The organism is Pedobacter sp. GR22-6 (assembly GCF_037402555.1).
Classification (GTDB): domain Bacteria; phylum Bacteroidota; class Bacteroidia; order Sphingobacteriales; family Sphingobacteriaceae; genus Pedobacter.
This window is the reverse complement of sequence record NZ_JBBEUC010000003.1, coordinates 839,134-855,537: the sequence shown is the minus strand read 5'-3', so window position 1 is coordinate 855,537 and position 16,404 is coordinate 839,134. Positions and strand designations below refer to the sequence as shown.

Genomic DNA, 16,404 nt, shown 5'->3' with positions numbered 1-16,404 from the left:
GTCTATTTTTTGAATCAGAAATCAAAACATTACAGGATTAAGGCAAAACAGGTTCAAAACGCAGATAACTCAAGATCAAAGTATTGATAATGGTACTCGTGCTGGTGCTTGCCGCCGAAATGAGCCTGAGGTCCAGGGTACCATATTTTGGGCGGGTATACTCACCCAGGTAAACCTCATCGGAGTTCTTAGGCACCAGGGTCTGTGTGAACAGATTGGCTGCCGCCCCCGTATTGGTCAGCACCGGCGCTGTATACAAGCCGTTAAGCGGGTTCCTGATCTGATAGCGCTGGGTATATGCGTTTACCTGAGGATCGCCAAGCAAACCACAAACTGCCTGTACATAAACTTTGTATTTGACCACGTGTGTATTTGTTTTGCGGTAATCAATGTAGAACTCGGATACTCCATGGCCGTAAACCTCTATGTCTTTGATCACCCTTCCCAAAGAATCGACCTTGGTACGGTAATAAATATTTCCGGATTTATCGTTTTGCTTGAAGCCACTCGGTGACTGCCCCAGAATCCTGAACCCTGGAACGCGGTCCTTCAAACGATAAGGCAATTCGCTTACAAAATAAATGATCCCATTGCTGGTACGGCGCTGACCTGTAATGGCCGACTTCTTTACAGGCACTTTAGTACCTGCAACAGAGAGCAGGGTATCCGGCAAACGATCGGGTGTATATAGCCCGGGCACCAGTACATCACGCAGCATATTTAAGCGGGTCAGAAATTGGGTGGTACTATCCGGGCGCCGTCCACCAGGGAGGTAATCTGTTGCATAATAGGCAGCAATTTTATTCGTTTCCTGACTAAAGGCAGCATCGTTCAGTACAAAGTAGGTGTATTGACTGCTCTCCGATGACATGGCCGAAGCAACGCTGCGCCATTGGGCATTACGGTTGATGACCGTATCGCCATTGATCACTACTGCAGTATCCAGTGAAGCGAGTGCCTGGTACTGAAGCGTACTTTCATAGGACCTAAGGCTGTTCCAGAGGTTGTCTTTAGGGTCAGCGGTTCCGCTAATGATATGGTATACCCCGTTAGCGGCAAAGTTATTGGCTTTACTTACCGTAGTCTCCTCGAAAGAAGCACCAATGGAATTGATATACTTTGAGCTCAGCGTCCGCAAACGCAGGGTGTCTGTCCCACTCATCCTTAAGGTATAGGAAGTGTTGACAATATGGTAAGCCACAAAATACCTCAGCGTTACCGGGTTGGCTAAATAATCCGGATGTGCTGAGTTGAATGCATCGATCGCGGCATTATCAGGAACCCAAACGGTGTAAGTTTTTGAAGAGGCCAGGACCTCATCATATTTGGTAGATTGAAGGTAAGCCGCAAATTTACTCAGGCTGGGATCTGAATTGATCCGCTCAAACAGGTTCTGCTGATTGGCAGTATTGGTTACCTCGATGTGTTCTTCCCATCCGTCCTTACAGGCGGCCAGCAGGAGGAGGCTAAAGATGGCAATCAGGTTATATATTTTCTTATTCATCGCAAGTTTATAAATGGTTAATGTATCATGCTCATTATAAAGGACGTGGGAAACGAACGGCCGGTGTGGTATGGAAACGTGGATAGATCTGATCAAGGTTTCCTACCAGCGGATACTTACCTTCAGGATCATCTACAGGTATAAAATGTACCATATCAAGCCAGTTGACGTCATTTTGAGCCCCACCTACCCAGGTAAACCTGATCTTATGACGATCGGTAGTCTGGATATCAGCTACTCCTGCCAAACGTCCGATATTTAAATTCCAACCCGTTCCGGTAACCGGCTTCTGGCCACGCACAGAAGCACCATTGAAGGTGACATATTCATTGGAATTTGCAATGTAACGTTTGAAGCCCTGGGCTAGCATGAGGTTATCTGCGTTGGCCGCGGCAGAGTTTGCTGTGGCAACACCTGAGGCATCCAATCCTTGCCTGAAATCTACGAGCGTAGGCAAAATCTGCTGCTGAGCGGTGCCATTATCCATGGAAACCTGCAACACACCGCCACTTCCGTTCTGAGCATAACAAACCCATACTTTATATTTTCCTTTCACCAGGAAAGGTGTTTTCATCTCAATCCATTGTTGCCTGTTGGCCCCCCCCATAGAAAACACCAGCCTGTCCTCTCCATGGGAAACACGCGAGCTATTGACGGCAATGGCGTGGTCTGTAGCATATTTACTTCTGTCGGCAGCCAGGGCTGTTGGATTTTCAAAGGCCATACTCGAGGCGATACTTGCCCCATTCTGGATCAGGTTGATCGTCACGGTAGCGGCTGAACGGTAATTGGAGCCTAAAGCTGCAATGAGCTCCGGCTGCTCCGCCACATCCCAATAAATCGGTACCTGTTGCCTTACTTTAATCTTAAAAGTACCATTGGCCTCATGGATTACTCCATTGGATGCCATCTGGTCACTGTAGACCCTGTTTAAGGGAACTCCTGGTTCCTTCACACCGTTGAATTCATCATCATTGATCAGGACAACTGTTCTATTGAGCTTGGTAGTCACGATTTCTTTAGGTGCTAGCGTGTACAAGGCACTCAACCCTTTAATGTCTGAAAGGTAATTGGCACCTGGAGAGAGGTGGTAGGCGATATATAGCCAGAGGCTGTCTTTGTGATTTGTCGGGTTTGTAGATTTGAGAAAGGTTTTGAGATCTGCCAGTGAACGGATATTCTTTGTACCTAAAACGGAATCAGATTCTGCGATTACCGTTTGGAATCTGCGCGAGGTATCAGGGGCAGCGCCCAGTTGGTAATTCAGTGAATCGTAAAATCCGGTTACCTTCAATGCTTCGGTAAATATAGAATACCTGCTATTGGCTTCCAGTGACTGGGCGACTGTTTTTGCAGGTGGCACCAACACTTTATTGAGCACATGGATCAAACCATTTCCGGTGATGATATTAGACCTCAGGACGAGCGCCTGTTTATTGATGATGTAACTACTGGTCGCTTCATCTACACTGGTATACAAATATTGTCCAAATAAAGTCAACCTTGGAATCTTGCCATCAGTAAAGCGGCCGGTACTCAGGGTATCCTTAATGAGGTGATAGGTGACAAATTTCTTGAGCTCATCTACACTAATGTCAGCTACCTGATTTTTACCCAGGCCGGTCAACCATTGTTTCACCGCTTCATTATTGGGGGTAAACAAAGTGTATTCCCCATACGCCCCAAGGTAGCCGGCTGTACCGGAACGTTCGAGGATTTCGGTCATCATAGAAAAATTCTCCGGATACTTTTCCAGATAACCAGTGATGTTGACATCGTCTGTAGTGGTTTGGGTATAATTTTCCCGTTTGCAGGCGTTGATAAAGAACACCATGATCAACAGCAGTACCGAAACCGGTATATGCTTTTTGCTTACATACTTTTTCATCATCATCGTTATTTGGTGTAAAATGGATTCTGAACTAATTTGGTATCCGCGAACAGCTCTGTCTCGCTGATGGGCAGATAATGACTATTGGCGTCTTTCAACTTATTGATGGCACTCTGCTGCAAGGCTACGCTGACCGTTTTACCCACAAAGCCCTCAATGAGTGCCCTCCCGTGGGCAGTATAGCCTCCACGTTTGGCATTTCGAAGGATATCGAACCAGCGCTTACCCTCAAAGGCGAATTCTCTTCCCCGCTCTGCCAGTATGTAGTCACAGATCGCATCGGCATCTCCTGCATCCGGATTTTCTTTGCTCGCACCTACAGCATTCCTGATATTGCGAAGTTCATTTACAATCTCCAGTGCTTCAGCACCCCTGGAAGTTAGCGCCAATGCCTCTGCCTTCATCAGTTTGATGTCAGAATAGCGGTACACCTGGAAGTTTACGTAAGAAGGGTTTTCCGTACCGTATTTGCTAATCGTAAGATTGGAAAGATAAAAAGTCCCCTCTCCCCTGGTATCTACACTATCCGCATCGTCTGAAGGGATGAATATTTCTGTTCCGACAAAATTGGAAGCTGTGAAACGCTTACGGGTATTGACCAGCAGGTCGTAGAAAATATTGTTAACGGATGTTGCATTGGAAAATTCGAATATGGTTTCTTTTGAACTGCCAAGAAAGAAGACAGAATTGTACCAGGCGCTATTGCCGGAGATGTAACCAAATCGCGTATCTGCCAGCACTTTATCACATTCCTGAATGCATTCCGGATATTTTTCCATCCACAAGTAAACATCTGCAAGTAATGCATCTGCCGCAAAACGGCTTACCCGGCCTTTATCAGCCCGGTCATTTCCGTAGGTAAGCGGCAGGTAGCCCTGGGCCTTCTTGAGATCAGCAACCAATTGGTTCAGGATTTCCTGCTGACCTGTCTTGCCAATTTCTTTAATGTCTGTATCCCTGGCAGTAGAGATGAGTTTCAGTGGAACATCGCCAAAAGTCCTTACCAGGTAAAAATACATCAGACTCCTGATGGTAAGTGCTTCACCGATATACTGATTATACTCTGTATTGGAAAACGTGGGATCCAGTTTTTTTGCATCGGGTGAAAAATCGAGTACCGTATTACAGTAGTTTATTGTCCTGTAAAAACTAGCCCAGCTTGAGATAGAATTGGTAGACAGGATATTCATGTCCATGATGCTTTTTTCCTCTTCCGTAGAATAGGTTGTTTTGCCAATCATGTCTGCCCTGAGTTCGCCCCATAAAAAGATATACTCAGTCAGGGCCTTATCCCTCACATTGGGAGGCGGAGCGAGCAGGGAAGAGTAACAGCCAAAAACAGCCGCCTTAACATCTTCTTTCGTTCTCCAAAATTCCTGCTTCGTAATGCCGTCCTGAGGACTCAGATCCAGGAATTTGTTGCAGGAGCTTAGCGGGGCAAGCAGCAGCAGCAGACAGGTATAGTATAGTAATTTTTTCATCGTCGTTTTCATTTTAGAACCTAGCAGATAAACCTAATGTAAATGTCTTGATCGGTGGCGTCATGGAATTATCGACCAGTGTACTGAAAGGGCCGGTGATCCTCACCGCAACCTCCGGATCCTGACCGGTGTACTTGGTAAATGTGAATAAATTATCGGCAGTCAGGTAACCACTCAGGTCACTGAGGCCCAACCTTTTCAGGAAGTTTTTCGAAAAGCGGTAAAGTGCGGTAACGCTTTTTACCCGCAGGAAGGAAGCATCTTCTACATAGCGGCTGGAACCTAAAGAGTTGTAACCTGTGCCATACAGCGCCCTTGGCACATCGGTTTCGTCGCCGTCTTTTCTCCAGCGGCGTAGGACCGCTGTACTTTGATTGTTGAAACCGATCATACTTGTGGTACCCATTTTTGTTCCGTTGATCAGGTCCATTCCCTGTCTGAAGGAAAAGAAGGCTTTGAAAGTAAGGTTTCCTTTATAGGTTACACTTCCACCAAAACCGCCTGTAAGCTTAGGATTGCTGTTTCCAAGGTAAACAATGTCTTTGTAATCAATGGTACCATCGTGGTTGATGTCCTCATACATGGCATCTCCAGGCTGGAAGTTGTACGTGACTGCCGGATAAGCGAAGTTCATTCTAACAGGTATGCCGTCCGGACCTACAATAGGTGTCCCATTTTTGTCCTTGGCAATGGTTGCTGCTTCATCTTTATAAACACCCAGGTATTTAAATCCGTAGAAAGAGCCAAAAGGATTATTTTCCTGCAGGTAGGTTTTGTAAACACCATTTGCAGTTACTGCCCTCGCGCTTTCCCTTGGATATAAACGTGAGATTTCCCGAATGACGTTTTCATTGTGGGAGATGTTAAAATTCAGGTCTACATTCCAGTTTTTGCTTTTCACTGCAGTTCCATTGATGCTAAACTCCCATCCCTGGTTGTCCATTACACCCACATTCATATCTACGCCAGTATAACCATTATAGGAAGAAATTTGCAAACCCTGGTAAAACAGATCTGAAGTGCGCTTGCGGTAAATCTCTGCAGTAACGTAAAGCCGGCTTTTCAATATCGCGAGGTCCAATCCCAGATTGCTTTGGGTTACGGTCTCCCACCTCAGGTCAGAAAGTTCCATGTTACTGGAATAGACACCGCTTTCTCCCAGGTAGGAACTACCATAGTTTTGATAGATGTTGAAGAAACGGTAATCGTTTCTCGGTGTGTTGCCACTTTTGCCATAGCTGGCACGGAGACTCAGTTCATCCAGTCCTTTTATGCCTCTCAGGAGTGGCTCACCGGAGATCCTCCAGCGTGCGGATACCGAAGGGAAAACGCCATATCTGTTGTTGGGTCCAAACTTTGAACTTCCATCCCCACGGATGCTCGCACTGACCAGATAACGGTCCAGTAAGCCATAGGTTGCACTGAGGAGTGCGCCTACGCTGCGCGACTGCGTGATAGCAGATACTGCAGAACCGGAGACGTTTGTTCTTCCTTCTATGGAAGGATCTGCAAGGTTGCTGGAAGCTGTGTTGGTAGCCAGGAGCCCCTGAATGGTGTAACGGTAATCGTTGGACTGCAGCGACATCATTGCATTCAAGGTATGGTTTTTACCCAGGTCAGGCTTAAACAATAGATTCGTCTTAGTGGTGATGGTAAACTCATCTACATCAGAATCTGCTGCCCTGTTTACCACGTTTTCTGTAAATGGTCTGCCCGTGGCAATTTGTGGCAGGAAAGTTTTCACTTTTTTGTTGACAATATTGAATTGCAAATCTCCGGTTGCCACAAGGACACCTCCAGGGATAATGTCATAACGCAGGTTAAATTTAGGAATGATGTTTTCCCCCAATTGCCGGCTGCTGGCGGCCAGGGCCATTGCCAGCGGATTGTAGGTACCTGCATAAAAACCCTGTGAGGTAGATACTGGTGAGAAGTAATTAGAGGTCAGGTTACCGTATTCATCATATTCATAAACACTTTGATTGGGCATTTTCCGGTAAGCAACATCACGGATGCTGTTGAGGTAAAGATTGTCGTTATCGATATGGACATAAGAAACATCTGAACGGAAACGCAATCTGTCGGATACGGTATAATCCAAATTGATCCGCGCATTGATCCTTCCGAGGGCTGTGCCTTTAGTGGTACCCTGCTGATCAAAATAGCCTACTGAAGCCAGGTATTTTGCCCGTTCACCACCACCGGAAATCTGTAGGTTGTGGTCCTGAAAGTAACCAATTTGGGTGATTTCCTTGATCCAGTCGGTGTTGTTGCTGAAATTGTGATAGCGGAACGGGTCGTTGGGATCGTACTGAAATTCCTTTGCAGCCTCTGTACCGGTAAACTGCCGGCCTGCATTGTAAAACTCTTCCAGAATCAAACTCGAGTACTGGTCGCCATTGAGCATCGGAACCGCAGTTGGTTGTTTCGAATAAGAACCTTTGAAGTTATAGGTGATACTTGGTGGGCCCATGGAACCCCGCTTTGTATTGATGACCAATACACCATTGGCCGCCCTGGATCCCCATACGGCAGTTGCCGCAGCATCTTTCAGGACACTGATGTCTTTGATATCGGAAGGTGCAATATTGAGCAGCTGTCCATATGCGTTGTCATCGGAAGTAGCGAAGTTAAAATCATCAGGTATCGTAATCTCAAAAGGCATTCCATCCACAACAATCAGCGGATCTGTAGCGCCATTGATAGAAGAAGTACCCCTGATCCTGATCTGCATGGGTGATCCCGGATCACCTGAAGTGGCAGCGATATCCATACCCGGTAAACGTCCGACCAGGGCCTGATCGATAGACGAGACCTGCATTTCGGCCATTTCCTTTGCATCGATACTGGCAATTGCAGCAGTTGAATTGCGTTTGTCGCGGTTCATTCCTGTACCGTCATCTACCGAAGCCCTTGCGGAAATATTAACGGCTTCCAACTCATTGGTAGTAGGTTCCAACTGGAAATTGATGACCGGCTTATCGCCCACAACTAAGGGAGCAGTACTCTTATAGCCAATATAAGAAACTGAAATACGGTAAGTTTTATCGGTCACGCGGAGTGAGAAGTTACCTTCAATATCGGTAGAAACTCCCGTAACGACACGCTTATCCTTATCGATAATGGTAACGGAGGCACCAGGGATTGGCTGTTTATCGGACCTGTCGGTCACCCTTCCCTTTACGGTAAAGACCTGGGTCTGGGCCGACAGGCTCAGCGCAGACATCAGCAAGAACATCAGTGTAGTAGCTATGCCTGTGGTGTATAGTCTCATATTCATAATGTCAATGACAATTAATAGTTATAGTTTAAGTAAGTATCGATCAGGTGGATCAGTTTCCTATCAGAGAGGATGTTGCTATTGGCCAGAATGGTGTGTGCTGCACGCCCCTTATTGTCATATACCGTAAACCCTGCTGCGGAATTATCGGCGATGCGAACGGTATTCTGTATACCATCCTGATCCTTGTACATGGTTTCATGAGTACCTTCACCATTACCATCAGTCGCCGATTTCCTGATGATGGCAATTGGCGCATTAGATTCATTTTTAAGGATGTGGTATTGGATAAACCGGCTAACATTGGAAATGTCTACCGCAGCTGTGGAAGTAGGACTCGCAGGAAGCAGGCCGGCCGCAATGGCCTGATCAATTGCAGCGTTTGTAGGGATCAAAAAGGTATAATTGAGACCTAGCGATACACCAGTGACATCTCCTGTAGTTTTATTAAACAAGGCACTATTGAACAGGTACTGATAAAATTTGTAGTAAGGACTTGCAGTAGTGGTGGCATTGGCAGCAATGTGCGTTCCAATCGTTACTGAAGATGGACTCAACAAACCATTGGTGTAAACTACACTTCCATTGGCAGCTAAGCCGTTGCCTACAGTAGAAGATCTGACAGAATCGATCCGAACTGATCGCCTGCCTGCATCGGCACTATCCAAGGTACCGGCAGAAATTAAGCGGCCGGCAGAATACTTAATGAATTCATTGCCCATGGTTTTCAACATACCTGTACCACTCAGATCAGGGACATAACTGCCATCCAAAGGGATGATATGGGTCTGCAGGATGCGTCTGAGTAATACCCGACCATCTGTACCATTGTAGCGGATCGGGGCACGCGGCAAGTATGCATCATAACTAAAGCCCATAGAAGCCAATACCTTATCGGAAACCATGACCATCATGAAACGTGAAGAAGGCAATTTCAAACTGAGGTCATACCCTTCAAGCGTCAATGCTTTCACCATCAGCGAATATTTGGGATCCAGGTAGGCATGTCCAAATACCGTATGAAAAATATTGGCCTTCAGTACTTTTGATGATCCATAGAAAAAACCGTTACTTAAGCTCTGTTTATCTTTAATATCGGCATTGATGTTAATGTCCACCGAGCCAACAAGGGGATTGTTGGTACTGCTCATTTTACTTGGCCACAGCGTTCTGTTGTACAAATGGGCATTTACAAAATTGATCAGGATCCCCGTATTCAGCAGGTAAAGGTCCTGAAGCCTGGTTCCTGCCGGATAATACTTGAGTAAAACCTTTTTCGCATAGTCCCTCATAGATTCGTTGTCCGGAACAATAATGGAATAAGAAGCCTGCTGGGCATCATTTACATCGTTTGCGTTGATCTTCAAATAATTTTCATTATTAGGAGAAAACGTAAGTGCAGCATTATACAGCTTGACATAAACGGAATCTGTTTTACCCGTCAAAACCTGGTAAGTATGGGTTACGTCGTTATTTGCAGAATAGCTTGCAAATTTGTTGATGATGTCATTAAAATCACTATAATCTGGCTTGGTCTGCAGGTACTGATCTATACTTAAGGGTGCAACTAAAACCTGATCCACAATATGAATCACACCATTCTCCGCGGTGATGTCTTTCTTGTCGGCCAGAATATTTGCCGGCCCGACATTCAGACCAGAGTAACTGCTGTTTGGATAAAAGTATTTGTAGTCGGCTTCTGTAAGTCCGTTTCGTCCCATGTAGGCACTGAAGAAATAAGGTATATTCTTGTTATTGAAGTCGGTAGCCAGAAAAGAACCATTACGGTTGGCATTGATGATTTTGATATCCCTGCCAAGTGGGTTTTTGCCATCCTGTACAAAATCGTAATACACCGTCCTACGCCTGAAGGCGGTATTGGAATTGTTTTCATCCCATCCGCCAGTGGTACCCAGGTAGTACCCCAGACGCTCCACACTTTCTCCGTTATAGATCATGGAATACCTGACAATCCTCTTCGCCAGCTCCTCGTCCACAGCATCAATACCGCTTAGGTTACTTGCCTTGAGGTAAGTAGCAAATGCTGCATCATCAGGTGCAAATACGGTCCAGGAACCCGCGGAACTCAGCGTCTGTTTGTATCCCGCTTTATCTACACAGCTTAGGAAATTCGTAAAATTCCCCATGGCCTGCAATTGCTGGTAAATGGGATCGGCCAGGTTTTCGGGGCGACCATAATAGGCATCAAACTCTTCTTTTCTGCAACCGCTAATGGCTACGATAAGCGTCAGCATGACAATTAAACTTTTTTTGATAATTTTATCCATAGCATTTTTGTTGAATAAAAACGCCTTAATAACGAACTGTTTAAGTAAGCAGTAAAAGATCCGAAATCAATAAATCAGAGATATAGGTATACTGATTCCGCGAAGAAAGTAGAATTTTTACATACAGTTTTATTTGGTTATTAACGGCTGTTAACTCGTATTACTTGGTTGTTTATTTGGTTATTTGATTACTCGGTTATTTTGGTTACTTATACTAATGTAGGGGATAATTGAAATTGATGCAACCTGTTGCATCCTGCTTTTGCCTGGAATTTTTATATTTTTTGATCAATTGCTTTCTGGACATAGCCAGAACGCCCGTCAGGCAGCAATAAAGGCAATTCAATAACAAAAACCAGCAAAAAAAATTCTCGCTTTTTTGCTGATTGATACCGGATATTGGCTAATAATAAGGGACGATGCTCACCGGACCGCTCAAGCCGGAAGGCATCACCGACCAGCCTGAGGCGTCAAATGGTTTGTAATTGATGTTGACGAAATTGATTTCATGGTAATTCCTCCACTGGATTTTGCGCTGATCAAGATCACGAATCCTGTTGGCCATTAGATTGACCACCTCAACCTTGATGGTATTGCTGCCGGTCTTTAAATATTTACCGATCCGGGCTTGAAAGGGAATGCTCCAAAGTATGCCCACTTCCTGCCCGTTGATCCATACCCTCGCGCTTTCATCTACCTTGCCCAGCTGGAGTAGATACTCTTTGGCTGTCTTTTGTGCGAGCGTAAATGTGGTCGTATAAATACCTGTACCTGAAAAAGCCTGCAAGGCTGGATCAGGTAAATTCGTCCAGGAACCCAAATGATCTATTTTACGATTCGCGGGTAATTTGGGCCCGCCAGCAGTAAAGTTCAGCTCCCAGGGCCGATTCAGTTCGATGATCGCAGAAGGCTTGCCTAAATACACCCAAGGCGGAAGCGCTGAGTCCTGTTTATTCAGCTGAAGGATCATGGCTTCGCCCGAACGGAGCTGAATACGTACATTGAGCCCGCCAGCGCGCTGTCTGGCGCCAGCCAGGCCGTAAGCACCGCTTTGCGGATCCATTAAAATGACACTGCCGGCTTCATTCAATGGCAGTTCCGTATCTATATCTTTTCCAGAGTGGTTGACCAGGTAATAGTATTTCCCCCCTTCAAAACTCCTGCGGATGAACTGAATGCCTGTGTCGGTCAGCGCCTCCCGAAGGATACCCCGTTTTGCAAGGGCCTGTTCTACATGTGCTGTCAAAAGGATCATCCCTTTACCAAGGGCAAACTCCCTGATCCCATCTTTTGCCTCCCCGAATTTCAGTGTGGCCAAAATGGCCTTCAACTCCTGCCTGCGTTCCTGCAATGCTGCTAAGCCGGGAACATCCTTGGGCAATTGCTGAAAGATGACGGTAGCCCCATCTTCCGCCAACTGGATTGCTTTTTTCAAAGTAGCCAAACTCATCAGTTCGCAAGCAGGAAAAACCAAGGCCTTATACGGACTGGCCGCAGCGGCGATGCTGACCAGACCTTTGTTTACCACTGCCTGCCCCAGCAAATGGTCGGATGCGAAATCAAATGAATATCCTTGTTTGGACAGTCCTTTAGACAACTGATAAAAGGCTGTAGGATGCAACCATTCGTCTACATTATGTACCTTAATGGCCATATCCATTCCTTTGGCATTGTTCCAGACATCGTATATGGGCCAATAGATCAGCAGTTCATTATCGGACTTCCCCGATTGTAATACAGACTGACAGCGGCTGATGTACTCGTTCAGTCCGGAAATATGCGGCCATAGGCTGTTATTGGGATTGAACTCCACTGAAGCGTAAAATAACCATCCTGGCCAGACCGCGTCCTCAGGGGAATTGGTTGTGCCGTGATAGAAAACATGGTTGACCCCGGAGAGAAACAGCTGTTCTACTTCCGGCTTGCACTGTGCGAAAGAAGTTTTAAAGTGTTCTGTGAGCCATGTAAATGTTTCTGAAGAAACCAACTTTTTTCCGGCAGTATGGGCTGCTGAGGAAGCAAATTTAGACATCATGGGATCGGGATCCACATTCCTGATGTCGGCACTATCGCGGCGGAGCCCGGCAATTGGAAAATAGCTGGAGCCGAAAGTTTCGGTCTCCGGAATGCCTACAGCTCCGTACAGGTCCAGTAAATTGCCTGGTGAGCCATGGGATTGGTTGCGGCTCAGGGCCCTGTACTTTGCAGCCCAATCGGTCCAGTTTTGTGTGAAATTCGTCAATAACAGTTCACTCATGGTCTCCCGGTAATCTGATTTCAGGCGTGCTATGTTGGCGCTGACTGAATCCTTGCCGACCAGTTCCCTCAGGTATCTTTTTAAATCGTAGCCCCTCCTTTTCTGAAATTCATCAAAAAAGCCAGGTGTCCAGTTGGCACCATAAACTTCATAACTGTCATTGAAGAACGCCCGGACACCCTGAGGTTTGGATGCGAATGCCTCATCGAAGCGTTCTAGGTATTGACTGACTGCATTTTTATCCAGGTGGTCCATAGTCAGCCCTTCTCCACCGGGAGCCGCACGCTTAACCTGCTGCCTTGTTTTTCCGGCAAAGGCCGCATACAATTGCCAGTCTCCCTTTTCCGGACTCCAGTTTAAAATGCCATCTGCTGTAACTTTGTTCAGGAGATCGAGCGTTTCGCCCTGACTGCCATAGGCCGTTAAAGCTTGCAGTTTTGCGGCTTCCTGTTTGCTTTCCCTGACCTTGATGGCCTCGCTGAGCCGCTGACCAGCTTTCAATTCATACTGCTGAACGATCAGTTTGGTTGCGGCCTGCTCCGGCTTCACATTCGGTCCGCCAAAAGGCCAGCCTGTACCTGTGTTCATATCTACCCCCATACCCAGTGTATTGGACTGCTGTACGGTATGGTTGAGCATTTTCATCCATTTTGGCGAAAGGAAATCAATATACCGCTGTTCAAAACCGACCGCTCCGTAAATGGGTGTGATCTCTACTCCACCGATACCCGCTTTCTGGTATTGGGCCAGCACCTTGCTGATGTTGGCCTCATTTACCGCATTGCCCATCCACCACCACCTGGTCCAGGGTTTCATTTGCTTTTCCACAACCGGCCATACTTGAGTAGCCTTTGTCTTGGTCTGTGCGGTAGTGCTATCCGATAACAACAAGATGCCCATGAAGCAGGCGATGGTGGTCAATTTCATATTCAGTATTAATCCAGGTGAAAAACTTTGAGCAAGGGCGTACTAATGGGTGAATGATCGGAATTGCTCTCCATGATGTCGGACATATAAGCCCACCACCGCTGAACAACCGCTGTACTTCCCAGATCCTGTGAAGATGCGCCGTTCTGTTGCTGAACAGCGAAGAGGGTGTTAGTTTCTTCATCCAGGAAGATGGAATAGTCACTGATCCCGTTTTCTTTGAGTAACGTGATCAGTTCGGGCCAGAGTTTATCGTGCCTCTTCTTATATTCGTCCCCGAAGCCGGGTTTCAATTTCATTTTAAATGCGATCTTTAACATGATACTCAATTGATTTGAATGGATAAATCCTGTGTACTGTTGCCCTTAGTTCTGAACCAAAGCAACGCAGCTTCGGCATCATAGAACCAGCCTGCCGATTTCTCCAGTTCCTCCCTGGATTTCAAAGCTTGCAGCACGCTGCCATTTTCCTCAACTTTAGCAGGTAAATTACTCAAAGTCCAGTGAATTTTAGCTACATAACTGCGCAGCGCAGGTGAGAAATTGCCTTTCGGCCTTGCGATGCCTATTTTCAGCCCCTTTTCGGATTCAAGCGCCGACAACCTGGTGATGCAAGAATGGCCTTTTTGGTAGTTCATGCTCAGCCCATCATCCTCGTAAAGTTCCCATGATGATGCTCCAAAGGGGAAGATATCTAATGTCAACAGATCTAAGGGCTTTTCTCCGGTGTACAACATTTCCGGCTGCATCGGGATGATGGCACCTCCTTTGACGAACAGGGGAATGGTGTCCAATGGAGCGACCACATGCACATAGTGGCTGCCGGTGTATTTTTCCCCGGTCCAGTAATTGAACCAGGTTCCTTTTGGCAAATAGACAGACCTGGTGATGGCCCCTTTTGTGGTGACCGGTGCTACCATCAAATGATCCCCCAGCATATACTGATCGCCAATTTCGTATACATTTTCATCCTCCTGGTGGTCCAGCACCAATGCCCGCATCATGGGATAACCCGTTTGGTATTGCTGCTGCATCCCGGTGTATAGGTAAGGCATCATCCGGTACCGCAGCACATCATATTTTTTGAAATTGCGCAGTGCCGCTTCACCATAGTTCCAGGGTTCTTTATATCCGGAATGGTCCATACCAAAGACCATAGCGATCGGACTGAACATCCCAAACTGAACCCAGCGGATGTACAGTTCCGGATCTGCCGGATGCTCGAAGCCACCCATGCAATGCGCCCATGAGCCCACGCCTGAGATCCCGATGTTCAATCCGGCTTTGATGACGGGTGCGAAATACTGCCATTCGCTGGGCCAGTCGCCCGCAAAAATATAAGGGTAGCGCTGGATCCCGGCATAACCTTCCCGGGTCTGGTTTAGTCCCCGCATATTGTTGAATTTCTGGAAGGCTTCAAATGGTGCTTTTGCGTAAGCGAGAGGGAATACGTTGTGTAAACGCGCTGCTTCTCTACCTGTTGGCCCTACCTTTTCACTCTCATTGGCCAGGGCTCCGAAAGCGCTGCCCTCATCGGTTTTTAGAAATTTGGCACCAATGCCTGCCACACGCATCACTCCGTTCTTCCACCACCAATCGACGGCATTGCTGTCAAAAAAATTGACGAATTCTCCAGGTTTTCCATCCTCAGGATAGGTATAACCTTTTGCCCTGGCCTGGTCCAGCAGGTTCAATTGTTTTGCATTGTCAAAACGTGGACGAATGTGCAGGCCCACCATCTTATAGCCCAGTGCATAAATGCTGTCGAACATGGATTTTGGATCTTTAAATGTCTCGCGCCACTCGAATGAAGTAGCGCCTTTGCCACCCCTTTCACCAAATAAGCGCCAGGTAGAATCCAGCCACAGTAAATCAACAGGAATGCCCATGGCACGGTATTTCTTTGCCAGTTCCAGTACATATTGTGTAGAAGTCTGGGCTTCATAACCCCAGGTGCCACCGCTATAAGTGCCGGCATGTAAGCCCAATGCAAATTGAGGCAGCATGGGTGATTTACCGGTGAGCGAGGTATAACGATCCAGTATATGACGAAAAGTAGGTCCGTAGATGAAATAATAGTCCAATGGCCCATCAACCGCGGTAAAGCTGTACGCATCCTTTTGACTGGCTCCCATGTCCCAATCCGTTGCAAAGCTGTTGTGCAGAAAAATACCGTAGCCCTTTGTGCTCATGAAAAAAGGTACGGGACTGTAGTTGGCCTCCAAAATGTTGTAAGCGCCAATGGCATGTGGCAGGCCTTTGCCACGGCCTACATTGAGTGTTACTTTTTTGGAACGGCGGTCCAGGAAATCCATCCGCTCACCGAAACCAAAGAAATGCTCATCTGGGCTGAGGTTTTTGGTCAGGCCGACGGACGCTGCTTTTTTATAAGGCCCTTTTTTCTCAGATGAGAGCAGATTACCGCTGCGGTCATAGACTTCCATACGAAAGGCTTTCTTATATATCCTGACCGACAAGCTGCTTGTGCTCAGCAGAAAGTATGCGCCACGGTCTGCCGTAGTCAGTGCAACAGCCGGCCATTTATACCTGCTGACCATCAGATGCTCATCTGCCTCGAACTTGCCATCCCAACTGCTCCTCAGCCGCAACATTTCCGGACTGCAAAAATCAATACGGACTGTTCCCGCGGTAGTTAAAAATGTCAGTTCATTTCCCTGTCTTTTAAAGCCTGAACGGTAATCACCAATACCCTGTGCTCCGGCAATCAGCGGCAGCAACAAAAGCAATGCGACTTTCAACAACAACCTGCCCATTTG

General features: G+C 46.7%; 8 protein-coding genes. All 8 read right to left on the bottom strand.

The window, feature by feature from the left end:
- Positions 1 to 37: 37 nt before the first annotated feature.
- The 8 genes from WAE59_RS17610 to WAE59_RS17575 all read right to left on the bottom strand — a co-directional run bounded on the left by WAE59_RS17610 (position 38) and on the right by WAE59_RS17575 (position 16,401).
- Positions 38 to 1,504: a fasciclin domain-containing protein gene (locus WAE59_RS17610; RefSeq protein WP_337857278.1), complete on the bottom strand. Its 1,467-nt coding sequence runs from the start codon at positions 1,502 to 1,504 to the stop codon at positions 38 to 40.
- 34 nt (positions 1,505 to 1,538) lie between these two features.
- The gene (locus tag WAE59_RS17605) at positions 1,539 to 3,398 is read right to left on the bottom strand and encodes a fasciclin domain-containing protein (protein WP_337857277.1); all 1,860 of its coding nucleotides are present in this window, start codon (positions 3,396 to 3,398) and stop codon (positions 1,539 to 1,541) included.
- A gap of 2 nt (positions 3,399 to 3,400) precedes the next feature.
- A complete protein-coding gene (locus WAE59_RS17600; RefSeq protein ID WP_337857276.1) occupies positions 3,401 to 4,876 on the bottom strand; it encodes a RagB/SusD family nutrient uptake outer membrane protein in 1,476 nt (491 codons plus the stop codon).
- Between the two features lie 13 nt (positions 4,877 to 4,889).
- A complete protein-coding gene (locus WAE59_RS17595) occupies positions 4,890 to 8,150 on the bottom strand; it encodes a SusC/RagA family TonB-linked outer membrane protein (RefSeq protein WP_337857275.1) in 3,261 nt (1,086 codons plus the stop codon).
- Positions 8,151 to 8,170: 20 nt separating this feature from the next.
- Positions 8,171 to 10,444: a fasciclin domain-containing protein gene (locus WAE59_RS17590; RefSeq protein WP_337857274.1), complete on the bottom strand. Its 2,274-nt coding sequence runs from the start codon at positions 10,442 to 10,444 to the stop codon at positions 8,171 to 8,173.
- Between the two features lie 403 nt (positions 10,445 to 10,847).
- Positions 10,848 to 13,628 carry a glycosyl hydrolase gene (locus WAE59_RS17585; RefSeq protein ID WP_337857273.1) on the bottom strand — a complete coding sequence of 927 codons (2,781 nt, stop codon included), beginning with the start codon at positions 13,626 to 13,628 and terminating at the stop codon, positions 10,848 to 10,850.
- An 8-nt stretch (positions 13,629 to 13,636) separates the two neighbouring features.
- On the bottom strand, positions 13,637 to 13,948 hold the full coding sequence (gene rhaM, locus WAE59_RS17580; protein WP_337857272.1) for an L-rhamnose mutarotase: 312 nt from the start codon (positions 13,946 to 13,948) through the stop codon (positions 13,637 to 13,639).
- Between the two features lie 5 nt (positions 13,949 to 13,953).
- Positions 13,954 to 16,401: a glycoside hydrolase family 31 protein gene (locus WAE59_RS17575; protein ID WP_337857271.1), complete on the bottom strand. Its 2,448-nt coding sequence runs from the start codon at positions 16,399 to 16,401 to the stop codon at positions 13,954 to 13,956.
- Positions 16,402 to 16,404: the final 3 nt, after the last annotated feature.

What these genes read in the sequence shown, in the direction of transcription:
- WAE59_RS17610 (WP_337857278.1), bottom strand. Translation starts at nt 1,504, where the DNA reads ATGAATAAGAAAATATATAACCTGATTGCCATCTTTAGCCTCCTCCTG.
- WAE59_RS17605 (WP_337857277.1), bottom strand. Translation starts at nt 3,398, where the DNA reads ATGATGATGAAAAAGTATGTAAGCAAAAAGCATATACCGGTTTCGGTA.
- WAE59_RS17600 (WP_337857276.1), bottom strand. Translation starts at nt 4,876, where the DNA reads ATGAAAAAATTACTATACTATACCTGTCTGCTGCTGCTGCTTGCCCCG.
- WAE59_RS17595 (WP_337857275.1), bottom strand. Translation starts at nt 8,150, where the DNA reads ATGAGACTATACACCACAGGCATAGCTACTACACTGATGTTCTTGCTG.
- WAE59_RS17590 (WP_337857274.1), bottom strand. Translation starts at nt 10,444, where the DNA reads ATGGATAAAATTATCAAAAAAAGTTTAATTGTCATGCTGACGCTTATC.
- WAE59_RS17585 (WP_337857273.1), bottom strand. Translation starts at nt 13,628, where the DNA reads ATGAAATTGACCACCATCGCCTGCTTCATGGGCATCTTGTTGTTATCG.
- rhaM (WP_337857272.1), bottom strand. Translation starts at nt 13,948, where the DNA reads ATGTTAAAGATCGCATTTAAAATGAAATTGAAACCCGGCTTCGGGGAC.
- WAE59_RS17575 (WP_337857271.1), bottom strand. Translation starts at nt 16,401, where the DNA reads ATGGGCAGGTTGTTGTTGAAAGTCGCATTGCTTTTGTTGCTGCCGCTG.